Origin of the sequence: Winslowiella toletana, assembly GCF_032164335.1 — a bacterium.
GTDB classification, from domain to species: Bacteria; Pseudomonadota; Gammaproteobacteria; order Enterobacterales; family Enterobacteriaceae; genus Erwinia; species Erwinia toletana_A.
This window is the reverse complement of the sequence record NZ_CP134152.1, coordinates 4,247,766-4,269,487: the sequence shown is the minus strand read 5'-3', so window position 1 is coordinate 4,269,487 and position 21,722 is coordinate 4,247,766. Positions and strand designations below refer to the sequence as shown.

The 21,722-nt window shown below is 51.0% G+C and carries 14 protein-coding genes; 9 read left to right on the top strand and 5 right to left on the bottom strand.

Annotated features, from left to right (window positions below; translation table 11 throughout):
• From RIN69_RS19390 to RIN69_RS19380, 3 genes are all read right to left on the bottom strand, one after another.
• The gene (locus RIN69_RS19390; protein WP_313853862.1) at nucleotides 1–1,260 is read right to left on the bottom strand and encodes a gallate dioxygenase; all 1,260 of its coding nucleotides are present in this window, start codon (nucleotides 1,258–1,260) and stop codon (nucleotides 1–3) included.
• 19 nt (nucleotides 1,261–1,279) lie between these two features.
• Nucleotides 1,280–2,659 (bottom strand): MFS transporter, encoded by a 1,380-nt coding sequence (locus RIN69_RS19385; RefSeq protein ID WP_313853861.1) that lies wholly within the window; start codon nucleotides 2,657–2,659, stop codon nucleotides 1,280–1,282.
• A gap of 307 nt (nucleotides 2,660–2,966) precedes the next feature.
• Nucleotides 2,967–3,692 carry a polyphenol oxidase family protein gene (locus RIN69_RS19380; protein ID WP_313853860.1) on the bottom strand — a complete coding sequence of 242 codons (726 nt, stop codon included), beginning with the start codon at nucleotides 3,690–3,692 and terminating at the stop codon, nucleotides 2,967–2,969.
• Nucleotides 3,693–4,319: 627 nt separating this feature from the next.
• Here RIN69_RS19380 and RIN69_RS19375 point away from each other — a divergent pair.
• From RIN69_RS19375 to RIN69_RS22975, 8 genes are all read left to right on the top strand, one after another.
• On the top strand, nucleotides 4,320–4,955 hold the full coding sequence (locus RIN69_RS19375; protein ID WP_313857811.1) for a carbonic anhydrase: 636 nt from the start codon (nucleotides 4,320–4,322) through the stop codon (nucleotides 4,953–4,955).
• The gene (locus tag RIN69_RS19370; protein ID WP_313853859.1) at nucleotides 4,952–6,427 is read left to right on the top strand and encodes a SulP family inorganic anion transporter; all 1,476 of its coding nucleotides are present in this window, start codon (nucleotides 4,952–4,954) and stop codon (nucleotides 6,425–6,427) included. The genes RIN69_RS19375 and RIN69_RS19370 overlap by 4 nt, the downstream gene beginning before the upstream one ends.
• Before the next feature lie 258 nt (nucleotides 6,428–6,685).
• Nucleotides 6,686–8,110 (top strand): GGDEF domain-containing protein, encoded by a 1,425-nt coding sequence (locus RIN69_RS19365; protein ID WP_313853857.1) that lies wholly within the window; start codon nucleotides 6,686–6,688, stop codon nucleotides 8,108–8,110.
• 166 nt (nucleotides 8,111–8,276) lie between these two features.
• Nucleotides 8,277–8,918 carry a hydrolase gene (locus RIN69_RS19360; protein WP_313853856.1) on the top strand — a complete coding sequence of 214 codons (642 nt, stop codon included), beginning with the start codon at nucleotides 8,277–8,279 and terminating at the stop codon, nucleotides 8,916–8,918.
• 1,442 nt (nucleotides 8,919–10,360) lie between these two features.
• Nucleotides 10,361–11,053 (top strand): EAL domain-containing protein, encoded by a 693-nt coding sequence (locus tag RIN69_RS19355; RefSeq protein ID WP_313853855.1) that lies wholly within the window; start codon nucleotides 10,361–10,363, stop codon nucleotides 11,051–11,053.
• 401 nt (nucleotides 11,054–11,454) lie between these two features.
• Nucleotides 11,455–14,841 carry an Ig-like domain-containing protein gene (locus RIN69_RS22985; RefSeq protein WP_390902418.1) on the top strand — a complete coding sequence of 1,129 codons (3,387 nt, stop codon included), beginning with the start codon at nucleotides 11,455–11,457 and terminating at the stop codon, nucleotides 14,839–14,841.
• Complete coding sequence (locus tag RIN69_RS22980; protein WP_390902417.1) at nucleotides 14,838–15,161, top strand: hypothetical protein; 324 nt, start codon at nucleotides 14,838–14,840, stop codon at nucleotides 15,159–15,161. The genes RIN69_RS22985 and RIN69_RS22980 overlap by 4 nt, the downstream gene beginning before the upstream one ends.
• Complete coding sequence (locus RIN69_RS22975) at nucleotides 15,094–15,489, top strand: hypothetical protein (RefSeq protein WP_390902416.1); 396 nt, start codon at nucleotides 15,094–15,096, stop codon at nucleotides 15,487–15,489. The genes RIN69_RS22980 and RIN69_RS22975 overlap by 68 nt, the downstream gene beginning before the upstream one ends.
• Before the next feature lie 103 nt (nucleotides 15,490–15,592).
• On the opposite strand, the gene RIN69_RS22970 is transcribed toward RIN69_RS22975, so the two are convergent.
• Together RIN69_RS22970 and RIN69_RS22965 are read right to left on the bottom strand one after the other, a co-directional pair.
• Nucleotides 15,593–15,754: a hypothetical protein gene (locus RIN69_RS22970; protein ID WP_390902415.1), complete on the bottom strand. Its 162-nt coding sequence runs from the start codon at nucleotides 15,752–15,754 to the stop codon at nucleotides 15,593–15,595.
• Between the two features lie 90 nt (nucleotides 15,755–15,844).
• Nucleotides 15,845–19,900: a hypothetical protein gene (locus RIN69_RS22965; RefSeq protein WP_390902414.1), complete on the bottom strand. Its 4,056-nt coding sequence runs from the start codon at nucleotides 19,898–19,900 to the stop codon at nucleotides 15,845–15,847.
• Between the two features lies 1 nt (nucleotide 19,901).
• On the opposite strand from RIN69_RS22965, the gene RIN69_RS19345 reads away from it, so the two are divergent.
• Nucleotides 19,902–21,707, top strand: coding sequence for a beta strand repeat-containing protein (locus RIN69_RS19345; RefSeq protein WP_313853854.1), 1,806 nt, complete (start codon nucleotides 19,902–19,904; stop codon nucleotides 21,705–21,707).
• The last annotated feature ends 15 nt before the right edge of the window (nucleotides 21,708–21,722 follow it).

The following is a 21,722-nucleotide window of genomic DNA, read 5'->3' as shown; positions in this document are numbered from 1 at the left end:
TCAGGCTGATTTCCCTGCGACGGAATACAGCACCTGCTGATTACGCGTTTTCTGAAATTCTTCCAGCGAAACGCCGCGCATCGCCGAGTAGATATGCAGGTTGGAAACGCCCACTACTGCTCCGAGTTTCTCCAGTAAGAAGAAGCTGACGCCATAGTGAATCATTCCGCGCCAGTCGAGACTATCCAGCAACTGTTGCTCTTCAGCGGTCAGCCCGGCTTCGGCATACAGCGCCTTCGGTTCGCTGCGGAAGCGTTCACGCCAGGCCGGCTGGATCATCCGATGCAGGAAGCGGTTAATGCGGATAGCTTTCAGGCTACGCGCATGGGTAAACGGATAGGTGCCGGGTAATTTCTCCACGCCATCAAGCTGGGCGTTGATTTTATCACGCTGACGCTGGTGGACATCGACCGGTGCTTCACGTGCCTGGTTTTCCAGAATCAGCGTGGCGATACCGGTCATGGACGGCAGATAATAAGCTTCATGCAGCTTTTCAACGTTCGCCGATAGCGCGCCGCGCATCACTAACCACATAATTATTTCTGCGCCCTCCATGCCGCCCAGGGTGGCATATTCGGCCAGCGTCATTTCGGTAAGACGCTCCGGATCGTTGACCAGCATATCGATAAACTGCGCATCCCATTCCGGATTGTTAAAGCCGCAGCGCTCGCCGTGTACCTGATGTGACACGCCACCGGTGGCGATTACCGCCACTTTCAGATCTTCCGGAAAGCTTTCTACCGCGCGACGCAGCGCCTGACCAAGCTTATAGCAGCGGCGTGCGCTGGGGATTGGGAATTGCAGCACGCCAACCTGTAGCGGTACCACGGTGGTTGGCCAGCCATCCTGACACGGCATCAGTGCGGATAAAGGTGAAAACAGGCCGTGATCCAGCGGCTTATCCTGGAAGAAAGACATATCAAATTCGTCCGCCATCAGGCTGGCGCCAATGTGCTGAGACAGCGCAGCGTGGCCTTTAATCGGGGGTAAGTCGCGTGCGCCACCGCCTTCGTCGGCGACGGCATAGCTATCGTCGATCCCCAACACAAACGCCGAGTAGTGATCGAAGAAAAACGAGGTGACGTGATCGTTAAATACATACAGCAGCACGTCAGGTTTTTTCTCTTCCAGCCAGCGCTGCATCGGGGCGAAGCCGTCGAAAATGGGTGCCCATGCGCTCTCTTGCTGCTTGTTATGATCGACTGCGAAGCCGATTGTAGGGGTATGCGAAACCGCCAGACCGCCGATGATTTTTGCCATTGTTGACCTCTTACTTCACTTATCGATTATTCATGGTGCGCGAGAGCGCAGGAAGATCGTTGAGATCGATCCCTTTCATCTGCTGCTGAACGCGCGCTTTTTGATGACGGGTGATCACGATCGCTGCCAGTAAAGCCGGGAGTGACAAAATGATAAAGATGCTTGTCTGACCCGGGAAAACGCCAAGCAGCACGCCGCCAAGCGAGGAACTGAGAATCGCGCCGCTGCGGCCGATGCCGTGCATCCAGCACACGCCGGTAGCGCGCATTTCTGTTGGATAATAAGCAGGGGAGAACGCCTGCAAACCGGTTTGCGCGCCGTTAATGCATACGCCGCTGAAGAACACTAACAGAGCCAGCACTTCCGGACCGAAACCAAAAATGCCTTGTGACAGCAAGCTGCAGCAGCCGAGGAAATAAAAACTGCCAATCACATATTTTGCCTGCAGGCGATCCATCAGGCTGCCGACTAACAGGCCACCGACGGTGCCGCCCAGCTGGAATAAGCCCGCAACGATAGCCGCACGTTCCAGCGACACGCCGCCGGTGCGCATAATGGTCGGTAACCAGCCATTCAACAGATAGATGACAAATAAACCCATAAAATAGGTGGTCCACAGCACCACGGTTCCGCGGGCGTAGCCACGGCTGAACAGCTGCAGCACCGGTGCTTGTTTCGGGATTACCGGCGCGTTAAGCACAAAAGCGGTGCTGGCTTTAAACTGTCCACCGAGTCGCGTCAGTGCGGCAGCAATTTTTTCCCGCGGGCTGTTGCGTACCACCATATACATCGCTGATTCCGGCAGAATCCACACCAGCAGTGGCAGCATCATTAACGGAATAATGCCGCCAAAACAGAGTACGGCTTTCCAGCCATAGTTCGGCAGCATTCCGGCGGCGATAAATCCGCCCAGCCCTGATCCGATATTAAAGCCGCTGTACATCAGCGTGATCATCAGGCTGCGGCGACGCTCCGGCATATATTCAGAAACCAGCGTCACACAGTTGGGCATCACTGCACCCAGCCCTAAACCGGTCAGAAAGCGCAGTAGCGCCATCTCCATTGGTGAGCGGGCAAAGGCGCTAAGAAGGCTAAAGCTGGCGAAGCAGGCTATTGACAGTAGCAGGACGCGCTTGCGGCCAAAACGATCGGACCAGGGGCCGGCAATCAGTGCGCCAAGCGCCACGCCAAACATCGCGCATCCCAGAATCGGGCCCATTTCGGCGCGGGACATTCCCCAGTCCTCAATTAGCGCCGGGGCGATGAATCCCATCACTGCCGCATCGTAGCCATCAAACATGATGATGATGAAGCAGAGGGCCAATACCAGCCATTGGTAGCCGGATATCGGACGGGAATCGATCCACTCCTTTACGTCGACAATTTCGTGGTTGCTCATAGGGTACGCTCTCAATTTTTTTTATTAATACGTGATCGGGTTAAAATTTTTTCCACGTTGCACAAACTGCAGTGCAGATCCTTAACGCCAATACGTGATGCGATTTTATAATTTTTTATTTTTAAAACAATTGTTTATATTGATAACGATGTTTATCGTTGCTACCACGTTAGGGGGCTGATACGGCTTTGTCTGCCATAAAATCGTTATAAAGGTATGAGTTTTGTTTATTCGATGAGCAGGATCGAAAATTTGAATAGGGCAGGGAGAAAGGACGTTAAAAAGATATCTATCCATGACAAGTGGCTCAATTGCAGCGTTGAATCCATGAGTAGCGCGAGGCATAACCGTCGGAAAAGTGAGTGTTACGACGATAGCTGGAGCGCCGCTCGGCCATACAGTAGGTACAAACTTCCAGTATCTCTATCTGCGCGGCCGGAATTCCACGCTGTTGCAGCATTTGGCTGGCTAAGCCCGGCAGATTAAACCAGATGCCTTGATGATGTGCCAGCGCCTGCGGCCGTACTGCCCGCTGATTACGCGGTTGCTGCTGTTGCCACGGCGGTGTTTGCTGCAGTAGCGCATTGTTTTGCATCTCATCCACCAGATCGTGGCCGAGTTCATAGCAGCACGGGCCGATAGCCGGACCGATCGCAATATGCAGGCTGTCGCTACGGGCACCGAGTGCCAGCAGTTGATCGACGGCGCTGAACAGTACACCGGCCAACGCACCTTTTAGCCCGGCATGTACCGCAGCAACGTGATGCATCCGATCATCGGCAATCAGAACCGGCAGACAATCAGCAGTGTAAACCGCTACCGGGCGAGTGGTAACACCAATTACTCCATCGGCATCACAGCTTTTGGCCGGGAACGCCTGCTCATCCTGCACGATCACCGCGCTATGGCGTTGATGCGCGTAAGCACTGTTATCCGGCGGCGCTACTCCTGCGGGCAGGAAAGCATGTTCCAGCCAGCCAAGCCCGGCCAGCAGTGATGAGTAGCGAGAGTTTTCGGTATCCGAAGTTGGCATGTTGAGATCTCAGTTATCACAAACGTCAGCAGGTCTTTAATTATAAATTACTCTACCGACAGTAGGGTAACAATGGGTAAGATTTATCTTAATATTATACCGGGGAAAGATTTAATCTGATTAATTGCGGAAGTAAGCGTTTTCCTAAATATCAACCTTAATACTGTTCAATTGCCCATAATAACTTATCTCGTTTACTGATATACGCAGAATAATTCACTGAAAGAGTAGGGTGAAATAACATGCGAGATATTGGATTGAGACTGGAGTCTTTTTTGAATTGTACTCTTATTAGAAGTGTGGTTATTAATAATATAGGTAAATAAGATGCAACTTTAATATTAACTCAATGAAAACTAAGATTTTTCTTGGTGTGCCCATTAGCATATAAATTACAAGTTTCATTTTTCTTATTTACTAAAGAATACATTTTCTTTAAGTAAAATTACATTCAATTTTTTATTTGTCATTGTGGTCTATTTCCTAATACTCTATTAGTCTGTTAAGTGTTAAAGATTATTCTCCTGACGTTTTCCTGCCGTGAGTAGCTGGGTTATTTCCGCGAGTGCGATTGTGAGATTTATTTATTCGGCCAGATAGAGGCCAGATTGTTGCCACAGAGAGACTATTATTTTGACGACGCTTAAACCCCTGTTAGCTAAAAATCGCAGTTGGGCATTACAACGGCGACAGCGCAATCCTAAGTATTTCGATAAGTATCTGCACCAGCAGAAACCGCATTCGTTATGGATAGGATGCTCTGATAGCCGCGTACCCGCCGAGGTACTGACAGGCTCGCATTCCGGAGAACTGTTTGTGCATCGTAATATCGCCAATATGGTGATTGAGGACGATGACAATTTTATGAGCGTGCTGCAATACGCGCTGGAATATCTCAATGTCTCACGCATCGTGCTGTGCGGTCATTATGGTTGTGGCGGTGTGCAGGCGGCGGTGGCATTACCCAATAGCTCGCTGGCGGGTGAAAACTCACCGCTGGCGCGGCGTATTACGCAACTGCGGTCGTCGCTGTCAGACGATTTAGCGGCTTTTCATGCTGATAAGGACGAAGAAAGCGTACGGCAAAACAGACTGGTTGAGGCCAATGTTATCGCGCAGTTCTCCCGGCTGGTGGCCACTGAAGCAGTGAGAAAAGCCTGGCAACAGGGCGTTGAGCTGGATGTCTATGGCTGCGTGTATGATCTGCAGTCGGGGCATCTTACCGAGTTAATTCAGCAATCTACCGAGGAATCCTCACCATGAATCTGAGAACGCTGCGCCAGGATCTTCCTGCCGGTCTCGTTGTGTTTCTGGTGGCCTTGCCGCTGTGTCTGGGCATCGCGCAGGCCAGTGGTTTACCGCCGTTTGTCGGACTGTTAACCGGTGTTATTGGCGGGTTGATCGTTACTTCATTAAGCCCGTCGCGCTTTGCGGTCAGCGGACCGGCAGCCGGGCTGGTGACTATAGTGGTCGCCGCCATTGAGACGCTTGGATCGTTCTCCGCTTTTCTGCTGGCACTGATACTGGCCGGTATTCTGCAATTTCTGTTTGGTGTGGTCCGCGCCGGACGTTTTATCTCTCTGGTGCCGGGAAGTGTGATTAAAGGGATGCTGGCCGCGATTGGTATTTTACTGATTATGCAGCAGATTCCGGTGGCGCTGGGGGCGGCTGAAGAGAGCAGCCTCGCGGCGCTGTTCAGCGGAGATTTTATCTTCTCCTCATCGGCTATTGCGGTGGCCGCCACGGGATTATTCATTCTGTGGGTATGGACGACACCGCGGGTAAAACAAATAAAAGGTCTTAGCTGGGTGCCAGGCCCGCTGATTGCGGTACTGGCTGGCTGCATGGCGACGGTGTTTGGCGGAGGAATTCATCCGGAATTTGTCAGCAGCCTACCGCGCATTACACTGCCAGAGTTTGACAGCCTTGGGCAGCTGACCAGTGAACTGGAGCGTCCGGACTGGCAGGCATGGCGTAATCCTTCGGTGTATGTGGTTGCGGTAACGCTGGCGCTGGTCGCCAGCCTGGAAACCTTGCTCAGTCAGGAAGCATTGAATAAATTACGTCCACAAAATCCCTCGCCGTCACCTGATAAGGAGATGCGCGCACAGGGAGTCGGCAATATGCTGTCGGGTTTTTTTGGCGGCTTACCGATTACCGCAGTGATTGTGCGTAGCTCGGTCAACGTCAATGCCGGAGCGCAAAGTAAACTGTCGATTTTACTTCATGGTGCGTTGTTGGTGGTCTGTGGGCTGTACTTCAGTGGCTTGCTTAATGCGATTCCGCTGGCGAGCCTTGCGGCAGTATTGTTATATACCGGATATAAACTGGCAACACCGCGACTGTTTATTGAACAGTTTCGCATGGGGTCGCAGCAGTTCGTACCATTTATGGCGACCATTATTGGAATAATCGTCTTTGGTATGTTGGCGGGTATTGGCCTCGGTATTGCTACTCAAATTCTCTTTAGCGTCTATAAGAGCCATCGCAACGCGTTGCAGCTTACCCGTTATGAAGATCATTACGTGCTGCGCTTTCAGCAAAACCTCACTTTCATGCACAATCCCCGACTGCAAAATTTACTGGCTGAGATTCCGGAAAATAGTGTGGTAATTGTCGATCATGATAATGCGGAGTATATCGATCCTGATGTAAAAGCTGTGCTGAAAGACTTTAGCGAAAATGCCGATGACCGTGGGATCAAGCTAAGCCAGTGGCCAGTTGCAGTTAAATAATTAAGACTCATTCCTTCCTCTGTTAAAAGCGGGTGCCATCGTACAGATAGCACCCGCTTTGTTATAACCGTTGCCGTTTTCCTGTGATAACATCCTGATTAATACAACCAGGAATAATCTCACCAGACAATAATAAACAGAATATTATTTTGCCTTAAGCCGTCTGGCTGGGCACAAATCACTTCAATTAAACGTGTCAGGGCTAACCTCAAACATTATTGAGGTTGAAGCAGTGGAATGTTATGGGTATCAGAGTCTATGCGATTCAATCTGCTTGATGAAAATAATAATAAGGCCAATGCCTTAACGGTGTTTCTCGTGACTGTACTATTCTGTTTTATTGGCGGGCACCTGCGGCTGCCACCAGAACTGTCACTGTTCTGGCCGGTCAATGCATTGCTGGCAGGAATAATCGTCCGCTTTCCTTTTCTTCATCGCAGCCGAACTTATCTGATTTGCTATCTGGCAATGGTGTTTAATGATTTGGTCTTTTCCGGCTGGGCATCCCGATCTTTTACTATCAACTTTGCCAATATTATTTTCATTCTCATCGTTGCCAGCCTGTTGATTAAACGCAATAAGCCCGTTCCCGGACTGAGCCGTCCGGGCAAAGCGCTGCTGATTTTTCCTGCTTGTTTGCTGGGAGCTTTGGCAAGCGCCACGTGGGGAACGCTGGCTGAAGGGGCGACAGTCGGTGAGAACTTTTTACCGGTATGGAGTGACTGGGTCAGTGAGCAATTCTCGACGGGAGTGCTGTTATTACCTCCCTTGCTGACCCTGCCAGCACGTTTTAGCCTGAATTTATCGTGCTGGCGTCTGAAAAAACTGTTACCTGCTATAGCAGTTTTGGCATCAATTATTGCTGCTGCGTTGATTGGCGGTGCTGGCAGCCTGACATTTCCCCTGCCGGCGCTGATCTGGTGTGCGATTGTTTATCCGATTGCTGTCACCAGTCTGATTACGCTGATAGTTGGCGTCGCCGAAATTATGCTGGTGGTTAACGGGGTAATGAATATTCAGGGTAATGACGAACTGCTGGCTTTGAGTCAGCTGGTTTCTGCGCGACTGGGCATTGCGACGGTCGCCATCAGCCCGTTGATTGTGGCAGTCAGTGTTGATGCCATTCTGCAGCTGAATAAACAGTTGGCGTTGCGCGCCAATTATGATTTTCTCACCCGCTTGCTCTCCCGCTCCGGTTTGTATGAGCAGTTGCGTCAAACAGATGATAGCGGGCAACCCAATGTGCAAAGTGCGGGCGTAATGCTGGTTGATATCGATTATTTTAAAGTGGTCAACGACAGTTTTGGTCACGATTCCGGTGATGCCGTACTGCAAGAGATTGCGAGCCGGATGCGTACCGTGATTGGTGACCAGGGGATGCTGTGCCGTTTCGGTGGTGAAGAGTTTATGGTGGTATTGTTTAATCACGAACGAACCGCGCTGTTTCGGATAGCCGAGCAGATTCGTATTGCCATTTTCATGCGTAAGTTTCTGCTGCAAGGTAATACCGTTAGCATCACCGTCAGTATTGGTATTGCCAACGAAATCCGGCCCCAAAAAAGCCGTGTCGAAACGGTAAATACGTTAATATCGGCGGCGGATAAGCAGCTTTATCAGGCCAAACGTAACGGGCGTAATCAGACCATGCAACCTATTGCGACGGCAGCAGAACCGATACGTTAACCGACGGATCCGCAGTATATCGCTGCGGATGCTCGCTGTTGGCAGACACAAAAATTATTCAACAAGTTGACAAATTCTTTCCGCTATCTGTGAAAACGTTCCTCTCGTATTGTTATCTCCAGCAGCACAACACTAACCGAAAACAATATCCTGAGAGGAAATAATCATGTCTAAATTCGACCTGCTTGATCCACAGAATTCCGCGCTGATTTTCATCGACCATCAGCCGCAAATGTCTTTCGGCGTCGCCAATATCGACAGGCAGCAGCTTAAAAATAACACGGTTGCTTTGGCGAAAGCGGGCAAGGTTTTTAACGTGCCGGTGATTTACACCTCAGTAGAAACCGAAAGCTTCAGCGGCTATATCTGGCCGGAACTGCTGGCGGTGCATCCGCAAGTGAAACCGATTGAGCGCACCTCAATGAACTCGTGGGAAGACGCGGCATTCGTTGAAGCAGTAAAGGCAACCGGTCGTAAAAAACTGATTATTTCTGCCTTGTGGACCGAAGTCTGTCTGACGTTTCCGGCCCTGATGGCGCTGAAAGAGGGCTATGAAGTGTACGTGGTGACTGATACTTCAGGCGGCACCAGCGTTGATGCCCATGAGCGCTCTATCGACCGCATGGTACAGGCTGGCGCGGTACCGGTGACGTGGCAGCAGGTGCTGCTGGAGTACCAGCGTGACTGGGCGCGTAAAGAGACTTATGACGCGGTGATGGATTTAGTGCGTGAGCACAGCGGTGCTTACGGTATGGGTGTTGATTACGCTTACACGCTGGTGCACAAAGCGCCACAACGCCAGGCGTAATGTTTTCCATCCGCCGAAGCATTCTCTTCCTTTATAGCAACGCGCTGACTTAGTCAGCGCGTTCTTGATCATTGCTGGTGTCAGATTGGCCGCGATATTGCGCTATCTGCACTGAATCAGCACGTTAGCGGTCGGGCGCTGCAGCTGGAGAGATATCGGTACGCCGGGCAACAGGCTATAGCTGATAAATTTACCCTAAGGATTGACCGCTTCCGCCAGCGTCTATGCTTCCTGACCACCAATGCAATCCAGCATTGCATCGAGCCCACCCATTACATTCATTGCTTGCACCGTATGCCGATCGTCAGCGCCGCTGCGTGCGCGTGTGTTCAGCTCCCGATAGGGTGATCAGATGTGAAAAGTCAATGGACGACTGATTCATGCGCACTGCAACTTTTCCAGCCTCAGGTGGGCAGGGGAGAGAGTGTTTAAACCCAACACATTCAGCCGCCTGACCATCATTGCGCGCAAAGCGAGGGGTGGCTGCATAGTCATGACATCGTCAGAACAGGAAAAGGGTACTTTAGCAGGGATAATCCAGTAGCACCCTTCTGTCAGAATTTTACGACAGCAATGCTAAATGAAGATATCCGATGTTAATCAGTATGGCTGAAGGGTTTTGGATGAATTCCTTCATTCACAAACCGTTAACATTTCTGCTGATGTTGCAATCTCATGGTGTTTTTTTTGAATGATAAGTGCTTTTTTGTTTTATTTTTTTAATCAATCGCTGAGAGGGCTTAAAACATTCAGCGTTTTTTTTGCTTCTCTGGGTGCTTTTTTTGAGTGTTTATTGAGCGATTAGTCACTTTTTTGCCGCGAGATTCACTCATTTTTCGTGGTTTCTACGTCATCTGCGCAGTGATCTCCATCACGACAGAAAGTTTCGTTAATGTAATTATTATAATTTTTAATGTTAAAGCCTTTTCGGGAAAAATCTGTAATGAGGTGAATTAGGGGTTTTTGGAGGGGGGTTTTGACCGCAATCAGATGCAATTACATGCATTTTCTTAATTATTCATTAGGTTTATTGTTAATTTTATATTAACTATTTGGTTGTTATATAACCAGTTTTATGCGGTGAAATAAGGAGGTAATGCACGAAAACTTCACTTCTAATCGCTTAAATAGCCATGCATTCAAGGTGTTAATTGGACAATTGCTTAAGTGATTTTTGTGCATGCAATGATAAAGAAGAGTCATCTGACGATTTTGACAAACGTAAGCTAAATTTTCTCTTTATTGATAGTTTTTACCTATGATGATTTGAGTTAAGGAAGATTTAACCAATTTTTAATATCTGTTTCTGTAAGCTAGGATTTTGTAAAATTTTAATTAATAGTGTGTCTGTTCGCCTGCTCTGACTTTGAACGAAAATATTCATAAGTAGTTTTCTGAGGTTCTGGTATTAATCGTACTTGCAGGTGTGAAGGTAATGGGCTATGAATGAAAATAATGATAATTACCAGTTCATTCTGGAACCGATACGTGATTTTTCTGGATCGCTAATTGCCTATGAACTTTTGACTAAGTTTGTCTCATCCAATAGATCTTTTTATTGCAAACAAGACAAAGAAAATGGTTTTTTGCAGATTTCTCAGTCTGAACGTTTGTCAATATTTAATCAGCAGTTGGCTCTGCTTGATAATATTTATCAAAAGAATAATACCCTGCCGAAAATATCTGTTCACATTGATAAAGTCATCGCCAATGAAATAACCAATAATTTCAGGTTGCAACAATTAATCGCACAGATGCCTCTTCTACGTTTTGAAATATGTAATTTTTTCTCACGTGATGCTGATAATGATGAATCCCTATTATTAAGAGAACTGACAAAAGTTTGCCCCCTATGGCTGGATGATTTTGGTGCGGGTAACACAAACTTAACCATGGTGATGAAGGGTAAGTTTGAATACGTAAAGATTGAGAAGAATTTTTTCTGGCAGTATGGAAAAAGTAATGCGTTTCGCGACTTAATCTCTCATCTCAATGCTTTTTGTGACGTTATCATCGTTGAAGGAATTCAGCACGCAAGGCATGAGGAGCAGCTGCGGGCGCTGGATGTTAAGGGGATGCAGGGGTATCACTGGAAGCCTGTGAAAGCTGACGCTGTGGTTAAACTACTGCACTAATAATTAAATGAAATAATCAACGAACATTATTATTAATTCTGCAAGGAAGGCGTAATTAAGCGTCTTTCTTATTTGCGTATGTGTTTTTAAATTTATCTGAGTGACTATTTGATGACAGTGCAGGTAAAGAATGAAAAGAACTAACCTTCCTGTATTTTTACTTCATTAGATAATTTACTGCAGAAACTTAATTTCCTGGTCAGATCATAGGGAATGAATCCAAAGTGATGCAGCTTTATACGTATCTCTGGGTGTTGTTAAAAATACGAATAAAACCGCGAGCTCTGGTGACGCCTTACGGCGTTTTTTTGTCTGTTATTACATGAGGAACAGTCAGAAATTATTGGTGTGATTGATTACTCGTAACCGAATGCCTAACCCTTATAGGGAGTGCAAGTTATATGAATGAAATCAAGGTAACCGCAAAAGATAGCGGTTCAGCCTCCAGTATAAATGGAAGTGAAGTTAGTATAACTTCGCCCAGTGTCGTCACGCTCCAACTTAACAGAGAGGACATTGCCTCCCTTACCCGCGATCAAAATAACTTAGTCGTCACTCTCAAGTCCGGAGAGAAAGTTGTTATTCAGAATTTCTTTGTCGCTGATGCGGAAGGAAATATCAGCGATCTGGTGATACAGGATCAGACTGGCGCATTATGGTGGATTGAGAATCCGGGACCGGGTTTTGAATTTACCTCAATCGCTGACATTGAAGGGCTGCTTTATGGCACCGAGACAAGTGCCAGCACTGCGGCCTTCCTTGGAGCCGGTGGTTTAGGTTTTCTCGGTTTGGCTGCGGCGGCTAACTCTTCTGACGGTGATTCACGCGATCTGTCGAACGACAGCGATTCTGACTCCGACAGTGACTCCGATTCCGATTCCGATTCCGATTCCGATTCCGATTCCGAGAGCGACTCAGATTCGGACAGTGATTCTGACTCCGACAGTGATTCGGATAACAGCGATTCCGACTCCGACAGCGACTCTGATAGCGATTCTGACTCTGACAGCGATTCTGACTCTGACAGCGATTCTGATTCTGACAGCGATTCGGATAACAGCGATTCCGATAGCGACTCTGACTCGGAGAGTGACTCAGATTCTGACTCAGAAAGTGATTCTGACAGTGATTCTGACTCCGACAGCGACAGCGACAGTGATTCTGATTCTGATTCTGACAGCGATTCAGACACTGATGCACCAGATGCCCCTACAGATCTCAGCGTGTCTGAAGATGGCACCACGTTAAGCGGCAGAGGCGAAGCAGGTGATACTGTTATCGTCAGAGATGCCCTGGGCAATATCATTGGTACCGGTACGGTTGATGAGGATGGTAATTTCACCGTCAACCTGGATCCGGCGCAAACCAATGGCGAAATCCTGGATGTCACGCAGACCGACGCGGCGGGCAATGTTTCGGCGGTCGCTGAGGTGACTGCAGGTGACAGCACCGCACCGCTGCTTCCAACCGATTTGGATGTCTCTGAAGACGGCACCACGCTTAGCGGCCGCGGTGAGCCCGGCACTACCGTGACCGTCACCGATGCAGAGGGTAATACCATCGGGACCGGCACAGTCGATGATGAAGGTAACTTTACGGTCGATCTGAATCCGGCGCAGACCAACGGTCAACTACTCGATGTCACCTTAACTGATGCGGCGGGCAATATTTCTCCTGTCGCTGAAGTCACTGCTGGCGATACCACCGCACCGCTGCCACCAACCGATCTGGATGTCTCTGAAGACGGCACTACGCTCAGTGGACGCGGCGAGCCTGGCACTACCGTGACCGTCACCGATGAGGATGGCAATACCATCGGCACCGGCCTGGTTGATGAAGACGGTAACTTCACAGTCGATCTGGATCCGGCTGAGACTAACGGCGAAATTCTTGACGTCACGCTGACCGATCCGGCAGGCAATATTTCTCCTGTTGCTGAAGTGGTTGCTGACGATACCACCGCACCGCTGCCGCCAACCGATCTGTTTGTTTCTGAAGACGGCACTACGCATACTGGCCGGGGTGAACCCGGTACTACTGTCACCGTCAGGGATCCTAATGGCAACATCATCGGTACCGGTACGGTCGACGACGCTGGCAACTTCCTGGTCGAACTAAATCCGGCACAGACTAACGGTGAAAAGCTAGGCGTCACGCTGACTGACGCAGCGGGCAATATCTCACCTTCGGCTGAAGTAACGGCTGGAGATACCACTGCGCCGCTGCCGCCGACCGCTCTTGATGTCTCTGAAGATGGCACCATACTGACCGGTAAAGGTGAGCCAGGAACTACCGTTTCTGTAGAGGATTCCGAGGGTAATATCATCGGTAGTGGTTCGGTCGATGATGACGGCAACTTCTCTGTTACGCTGAGTCCGGCCCAGGTAGCGGGGGGGATCCTTGCAGTTACACTGACTGATGCCGCAAGTAATACTTCTGATGCAGCGAATGTAACAGCGCCAATTATTGACGATTCAGACTCGGACAGTGATTCTGATTCTGACAGCGATTCCGATAGCGATTCTGACTCCGACAGCGATTCTGATTCCGACAGCGACTCAGAGAGCGACAGTGATTCTGACTCCGACAGTGATTCCGATTCCGACAGCGACTCAGACAGCGACAGCGATTCCGACAGCGACAGCGACTCCGATTCCGACAGTGACTCCGATAGCGACAGCGATTCCGATTCCGACAGTGATTCCGATAGCGACAGTGATTCTGACTCCGACAGCGATTCTGATTCCGACAGTGACTCCGATTCCGACAGCGACTCAGACAGCGACAGCGACTCCGATTCCGACAGCGATTCAGACAGCGACAGTGACTCTGATAGCGACAGCGATTCCGATAGCGACAGCGACTCCGATTCCGACAGTGACTCCGATAGCGACAGCGATTCAGACAGCGACAGCGACTCCGATAGCGACAGCGATTCTGACTCCGACAGCGATTCCGATAGCGACTCCGATTCCGACAGTGATTCTGATTCCGACAGCGATTCTGATAGCGACAGCGACTCAGACAGCGACAGCGATTCTGACTCCGACAGCGATTCCGATTCCGACAGTGACTCTGATAGCGACAGCGACTCAGACAGCGACAGTGATTCCGATAGCGACAGCGACTCTGATTCCGACAGCGACTCTGATTCCGACAGCGACTCAGATAGCGACAGCGATTCAGACAGCGACAGCGATTCCGATTCCGACAGTGACTCCGATAGCGACAGCGACTCTGATAGCGACAGTGATTCTGATTCCGACAGCGACTCTGATAGCGACAGTGATTCTGATTCAGACAGCGATTCAGACAGCGACAGCGACTCTGATTCCGACAGCGACTCAGATAGCGACAGCGATTCAGACAGCGATAGTGATTCTGATAGCGACAGCGACTCTGACTCCGACAGTGACTCCGATAGCGACAGCGACTCTGATTCCGACAGTGACTCCGATTCCGACAGCGACTCAGACAGCGACAGCGATTCTGATTCCGACAGCGATTCCGATAGCGACAGCGACTCTTCCGACAGCGATTCTGATTCCGACAGCGATTCAGACAGCGATTCAGACAGCGACAGCGACTCTGATTCCGACAGCGATTCCGATTCCGACAGTGATTCAGACAGCGACAGCGACAGCGACTCCGATTCCGACAGTGACTCCGATAGCGACAGCGATTCCGATTCCGACAGTGACTCCGATTCCGATTCCGACAGCGATTCCGATAGCGACAGTGATTCTGACTCCGACAGCGATTCACAGCGACTCCGATTCCGACAGTGACTCCGATAGCGACAGCGACTTCGACAGCGATTCTGACAGACAGCGATTCTGACAGCGACAGCGACTCCGATTCCGACAGTGACTCCGATAGCGACAGCGATTCTGATTCCGACAGTGACTCCGATAGCGACAGCGATTCTGATTCCGACAGCGACTCAGACAGCGACAGCGATTCCGACAGCGATTTCGATTCCGACAGTGACTCCGATAGCGACAGCGATTCTGATTCCGACAGCGACTCTGATTCCGACAGTGACTCAGATAGCGATAGCGACTCTGATTCCGACAGCGATTCGCGACAGCGACAGCGATTCCGATAGCGACAGTGACTCCGATAGCGACAGCGACTCTGATTCTGACGACAGCGATTCTGACAGCGATTCAGCGATAGCGATCCTGATTCCGACAGCGATGACAGCGACAGTGATTCCGATAGCGACAGCGATTCTGATTCCGACAGTGACTTCCGATAGCGACAGCGATTCTGATTCCGACAGCGATTCAGACAGCGACAGTGACTCCGATAGCGACAGCGACTCTGATTCCGACAGCGATTCTGACTCCGACAGCGATTCCGATAGCGACAGTGACTCCGATAGCGACAGCGATTCTGACTCCGACAGCGATTCCGAGCGACAGCGATTCTGACAGCGACAGCGACTCCGATTCCGACAGTGACTCCGATAGCGACAGCGACTCTGATAGCGACAGCGATTCCGATAGCGACAGTGATTCTGATTCCGACAGCGATTCAGACAGCGACAGACTCTGACTCCGACAGCGACTCAGACAGCGACAGCGATTCTGATTCCGACAGCGATTCTAATTCCGACAGTGACTCCGATAGCGACAGCGACTCTGATTCTGACAGCGACAGCGATTCCGATAGCGATTCAGACAGACAGTGATTCACAGCGATTCCGATAGCGATTCAGACAGCGACAGTGATTCTGATTCCGACAGCGATTCCGATAGCGACAGCGACTCTGATTCCGACAGCGATTCAGACAGCGACAGCGACTCTGACTCCGACAGCGACTCCGATAGCGACAGCGATTCTGATTCCGACAGTGACTCCGATTCCGACAGTGATTCTGACTCCGACAGCGATTCCGATAGCGACAGCGACTCTGATCCGACAGCGATTCCGATAGCGACAGCGACTCTGATTCCGACAGCGACTCCGATTCCGACAGTGATTCAGATAGCGACAGCGATTCTGACTCCGACAGTGATTCAGATAGCGACAGCGACTCTGACTCCGACAGCGACTCTGAGACAGCGATTCCGATTCCGACAGCGATTCTGATTCCGACAGCGATTCCGATTCCGACAGTGACTCCGATAGCGACAGCGACTCTGATAGCGACAGCGACTCCGATTCCGAGCGACAGCGACAGCGATTCTGATTCCGACAGCGACTCTGACTCCGACAGTGATTCTCGACAGATAGCGACAGTGATTCTGATAGCGACAGCGATTCAGACAGCGACAGCGATTCCGATTCCGACAGTGACTCCGATAGCGACAGCGATTCCGATTCCGACAGCGACGACAGCGATTCAGACAGCGACAGTGATTCCGATAGCGACAGCGATTCTGATTCCGACAGCGACTCAGACAGCGACAGCGATTCTGATTCCGACAGTCTCCGATAGCGACAGCGATTCAGATAGCGACAGCGATTCTGATCCGACAGTGATTCAGATAGCGACAGCGACTCTGACTCCGACAGCGACTCTGATTCCGACAGCGATTCCGATTCCGACAGCGATTCAGACAGCGACAGTGATTCCGATAGCGACAGCGATTCAGACAGCGACAGCGATTCTGACTCCGACAGCGACTCCGATTCCGACAGCGATTCCGATAGCGACAGCGACTCTGATTCCGACAGCGATTCCGATAGCGACAGCGATTCCGATTCCGACAGTGACTCAGACAGCGACAGCGACTCTGACTCCGACAGTGACTCCGATAGCGACAGCGACTCTGATTCCGACAGTGACTCCGATAGCGACAGCGATTCCGATTCCGACAGCGATTCCGATAGCGACAGCGATTCTGATTCCGACAGCGATTCCGATAGCGACAGACTCTGAGACAGCGATTCTGACTCCGACAGTGACTCCGATTCCGACAGCGACTCTGATTCCGACAGTGATTCCGATAGCGACAGCGATTCTGATTCCGACAGTGACTCAGACAGCGACAGCGATTCTGATTCCGACAGCGATTCCGATAGCGACAGCGATTCTGATTCCGACAGTGACTCAGACAGCGACAGCGACAGCGACTCTGACTCCGACAGTGACTCCGATAGCGACAGCGACTCTGATTCCGACAGCGATTCCGATAGCGACAGCGACTCTGATTCCGACAGCGACTCCGATTCCGACAGTGATTCAGATAGCGACAGCGATTCTGACTCCGACAGTGATTCAGATAGCGACAGCGACTCTGACTCCGACAGCGACTCTGATTCCGACAGCGATTCCGATTCCGACAGCGATTCAGACAGCGACAGTGATTCCGATAGCGACAGCGATTCCGATTCCGACAGTGACTCCGATAGCGACAGCGACTCTGATAGCGACAGCGATTCAGACAGCGACAGCGATTCTGATTCCGACAGCGACTCTGACTCCGACAGTGATTCTGATAGCGACAGCGATTCCGACAGCGACAGTGATTCTGATAGCGACAGCGATTCAGACAGCGACAGCGATTCCGATTCCGACAGTGACTCCGATAGCGACAGCGATTCCGATTCCGACAGTGACTCTGATAGCGACAGCGATTCAGACAGCGACAGTGATTCCGATAGCGACAGCGATTCTGATTCCGACAGCGACTCAGACAGCGACAGCGATTCTGATTCCGACAGTGACTCCGATAGCGACAGCGATTCAGATAGCGACAGCGATTCTGACTCCGACAGTGATTCAGATAGCGACAGCGACTCTGACTCCGACAGCGACTCTGATTCCGACAGCGATTCCGATTCCGACAGCGATTCAGACAGCGACAGTGATTCCGATAGCGACAGCGATTCAGACAGCGACAGCGATTCTGACTCCGACAGCGACTCCGATTCCGACAGCGATTCCGATAGCGACAGCGACTCTGATTCCGACAGCGATTCCGATAGCGACAGCGATTCCGATTCCGACAGTGACTCAGACAGCGACAGCGACTCTGACTCCGACAGTGACTCCGATAGCGACAGCGACTCTGATTCCGACAGTGACTCCGATAGCGACAGCGATTCCGATTCCGACAGCGACTCTGATTCCGACAGCGACTCAGACAGCGACAGCGATTCTGATTCCGACAGCGACTCAGACAGCGACAGCGATTCCGATTCCGACAGTGACTCCGATAGCGACAGCGATTCCGATTCCGACAGCGACTCTGATAGCGACAGCGATTCTGATTCCGACAGTGATTCCGATAGCGACAGCGATTCTGATTCCGACAGCGATTCAGACAGCGACAGCGACTCTGACTCCGACAGCGATTCCGATAGCGACAGCGACTCTGATTCCGACAGCGATTCTGACTCCGACAGTGACTCCGATAGCGACAGCGACTCTGATTCCGACAGTGATTCCGATAGCGACAGCGATTCTGATTCCGACAGTGACTCAGACAGCGACAGCGATTCTGATTCCGACAGCGATTCCGATAGCGACAGCGATTCTGATTCCGACAGTGACTCAGACAGCGACAGCGACAGCGACTCTGACTCCGACAGTGACTCCGATAGCGACAGCGACTCTGATTCCGACAGCGACTCTGATAGCGACAGCGATTCCGATTCCGACAGCGACTCTGATAGCGACAGCGACTCCGATAGCGACAGTGATTCTGACTCCGACAGTGATTCTGATAGCGACAGTGATTCTGACTCCGACAGCGATTCCGACAGCGATTCTGATAGCGACAGCGATTCCGATTCCGACAGCGACTCTGATAGCGACAGCGACTCCGATTCCGACAGCGACTCTGATAGCGACAGCGATTCCGATTCCGACAGCGATTCTGATAGCGACAGCGATTCAGACAGCGACAGCGATTCTGACTCCGACAGCGACTCTGATTCCGACAGCGACTCTGATAGCGACAGCGACTCCGATTCCGACAGCGATTCTGATAGCGACAGCGATTCTGACTCCGACAGCGACTCCGATTCCGACAGCGATTCAGACAGCGACTCTGACTCCGACAGCGATTCCGATAGCGACAGCGACTCTGATTCCGACAGCGATTCCGATAGCGACAGCGATTCTGATTCCGACAGCGATTCAGACAGCGACAGCGACTCTGACTCCGACAGTGATTCTGATAGCGACAGCGACTCAGAGAGCGACAGTGATTCTGACTCCGACAGCGATTCCGATAGCGACAGCGATTCCGATTCCGACAGCGACTCCGATAGCGACAGCGATTCTGACTCCGACAGCGATTCTGATTCCGACAGTGACTCCGATTCCGACAGCGACTCTGATTCCGACAGCGACTCTGATAGCGACAGCGATTCCGATAGCGACAGCGATTCTGATTCCGACAGCGATTCTGATAGCGACAGCGATTCCGATAGCGACAGTGATTCTGATTCCGACAGCGATTCAGACAGCGACAGCGACTCTGACTCCGACAGCGATTCCGATAGCGACAGCGACTCTGATTCCGACAGCGATTCTGACTCCGACAGTGACTCCGATAGCGACAGCGACTCTGATTCCGACAGCGATTCCGATTCCGACAGCGATTCTGATAGCGACAGCGATTCCGATTCCGACAGCGACTCTGATAGCGACAGCGACTCCGATTCCGACAGCGACTCTGATAGCGACAGCGATTCCGATTCCGACAGCGATTCCGATTCCGACAGCGACTCCGATAGCGACAGTGATTCCGATAGCGACAGCGATTCAGACAGCGTTAATGCCGTAGACGATAACGTTACGCTGGATATTGAAACGGAAGAGACAACGGTAAATAACGGACCGTCATCGCAGAGCGGCGCAACACTGGCAACAGTGGGGCTGGGCAATGTGCTGAATCTGTCGGTTGCTGAACTTGACGCACAGTCGACCTTCTCGGTAGCGGAGGGTACATCTCGTACGCTTACCTTCCAGGCATCGTCGTTAGGAGTGTCATTACTCTCAACCTATAACCTCAACATTTATCAGCTCAATCCGGATAGCGGAAATTACGAGCGGATCGATGTTGTGAATAACTGGCTGCAAGTCGGATTGGTAGCAGGAACATCAGGCCAGCTGACGCTGACTCTGCCGGAAGGTGACTATGTCTTCTTGTTGAATGCAGCGAATGGCGTGTCGGTGTTAACTGGTTTCACCCTGAATGTCTTGCAGGACACTACACATGGCTATGTCACTACGGGCAGTTCGGTGACGGGTAATGTGATCGATGGCGATAGTGAAGGGGCAGGTGGCGATACCGCACCGGCCGGCACGTTGGTCAGTGAAGTCGATGGCACCGGAATTAATGCAAGTGGTGTCACCAACATTACCGGTCAGTACGGCACGCTAACCATCGATGCGCTGGGTAATTACACCTATACGCTGAATGCAGGTCTGGCGGCAGGCAGTATTACCGGTGATGAAACCTTCACCTATGAGCTGAAAACGCCAAATGGCTCAACCAGTACGGCAACGCTGACCATCGATCTGCAACCGGGCACGCTGCAAGCGGTTGATGACAGTGTTGATTTGGCAACCAGTGCAACCGTCGTTCAGGAAGTGGAGAACTTCGCGAATATCGCGTCAGCAAGTTGGACCACGGTAGTAGGTACCAACTCAGCGACAGGTTCCGGTGGCTTCACGGTTGAGGCGGATTCGGTACTTCACAATATTACGCTGGGCTTCACCGTCACGGGTGTTGCACTAACCGGTACAAATATAACGTGGGCCATTGTTAACAGTAGCGGAACTTCAGTGCGTACCGGCAGCGTAGCGCCATCTGGAATTATTGGCGGTGCCGCAACGGTTAACGTTTCGGGTCTGGATCTGGAAGCAGGCAACTACACACTGCGCGTTACCGGTAGCTCTTCAGTACTGGGGCTGACAACGGTGAGGGGATCGGTAAGAGGTACTGAGACGCATGTGGATGAGTTCCATACCGGCGCTTCAGCCACGGTAACCGGCAATATCCTCGACGGCTCGGGTGCGGATGGTGTAGCGGATAGTTTGATCTCGGTAGGTACCAGGATCGCTATCAGCAATGCCAACGACTCAGACTCTGCCGCACTGAACCCTTACGACCGCAATGCAACCAGCGCGACGGTAGATGGCCTCTACGGCACCTTAACCATCAATGCAGATGGCAGTTACAGCTATGTACGTGACGCCAACATTGATCTGTCGACCATGACGCAGAAGGAGGTATTCGACTACACCCTGACGGCAACGGACGGTTCAACATCCAGTGCATCGCTGACTATCGATCTGAATATGCAGATCACCGGTAGCAACTATGCGGATACCGTCAACAGTACGCCGAATGATGACACCTTTACCTTGGGTGGCGGTGGCGACACCGTGGTCTATAACCTGCTGGATAATGCCGATGCGACCGGTGGAAACGGCACCGATACCTGGACTGATTTCTCGCTGGCACAGGATGATCAGATCGATATTGGCGAGCTGTTGATTGGCCTGAATGGAGCGGGCGGCACCATCGGAAACTTCGTTTCAGTCGAGTTTGATGGCGAAAATACCATCGTATCGATTGACCGCGATGGGCAGGGTACGAACTTTGAAAGTACTCAGCTGATTACTCTGGAAGGAGTAAACGTATCGCTGGAAGAGCTGTTGCAACACCTGAATACGGACGTTTAACGGTAGTTGTTATGA

What these genes read in the sequence shown, in the direction of transcription:
- RIN69_RS19355 (WP_313853855.1), top strand. Translation starts at nt 10,361, where the DNA reads ATGAATGAAAATAATGATAATTACCAGTTCATTCTGGAACCGATACGT.
- RIN69_RS19360 (WP_313853856.1), top strand. Translation starts at nt 8,277, where the DNA reads ATGTCTAAATTCGACCTGCTTGATCCACAGAATTCCGCGCTGATTTTC.
- RIN69_RS19365 (WP_313853857.1), top strand. Translation starts at nt 6,686, where the DNA reads ATGCGATTCAATCTGCTTGATGAAAATAATAATAAGGCCAATGCCTTA.
- RIN69_RS22985 (WP_390902418.1), top strand. Translation starts at nt 11,455, where the DNA reads ATGAATGAAATCAAGGTAACCGCAAAAGATAGCGGTTCAGCCTCCAGT.
- RIN69_RS19390 (WP_313853862.1), bottom strand. Translation starts at nt 1,260, where the DNA reads ATGGCAAAAATCATCGGCGGTCTGGCGGTTTCGCATACCCCTACAATC.
- RIN69_RS19380 (WP_313853860.1), bottom strand. Translation starts at nt 3,692, where the DNA reads ATGCCAACTTCGGATACCGAAAACTCTCGCTACTCATCACTGCTGGCC.
- RIN69_RS19385 (WP_313853861.1), bottom strand. Translation starts at nt 2,659, where the DNA reads ATGAGCAACCACGAAATTGTCGACGTAAAGGAGTGGATCGATTCCCGT.
- RIN69_RS19370 (WP_313853859.1), top strand. Translation starts at nt 4,952, where the DNA reads ATGAATCTGAGAACGCTGCGCCAGGATCTTCCTGCCGGTCTCGTTGTG.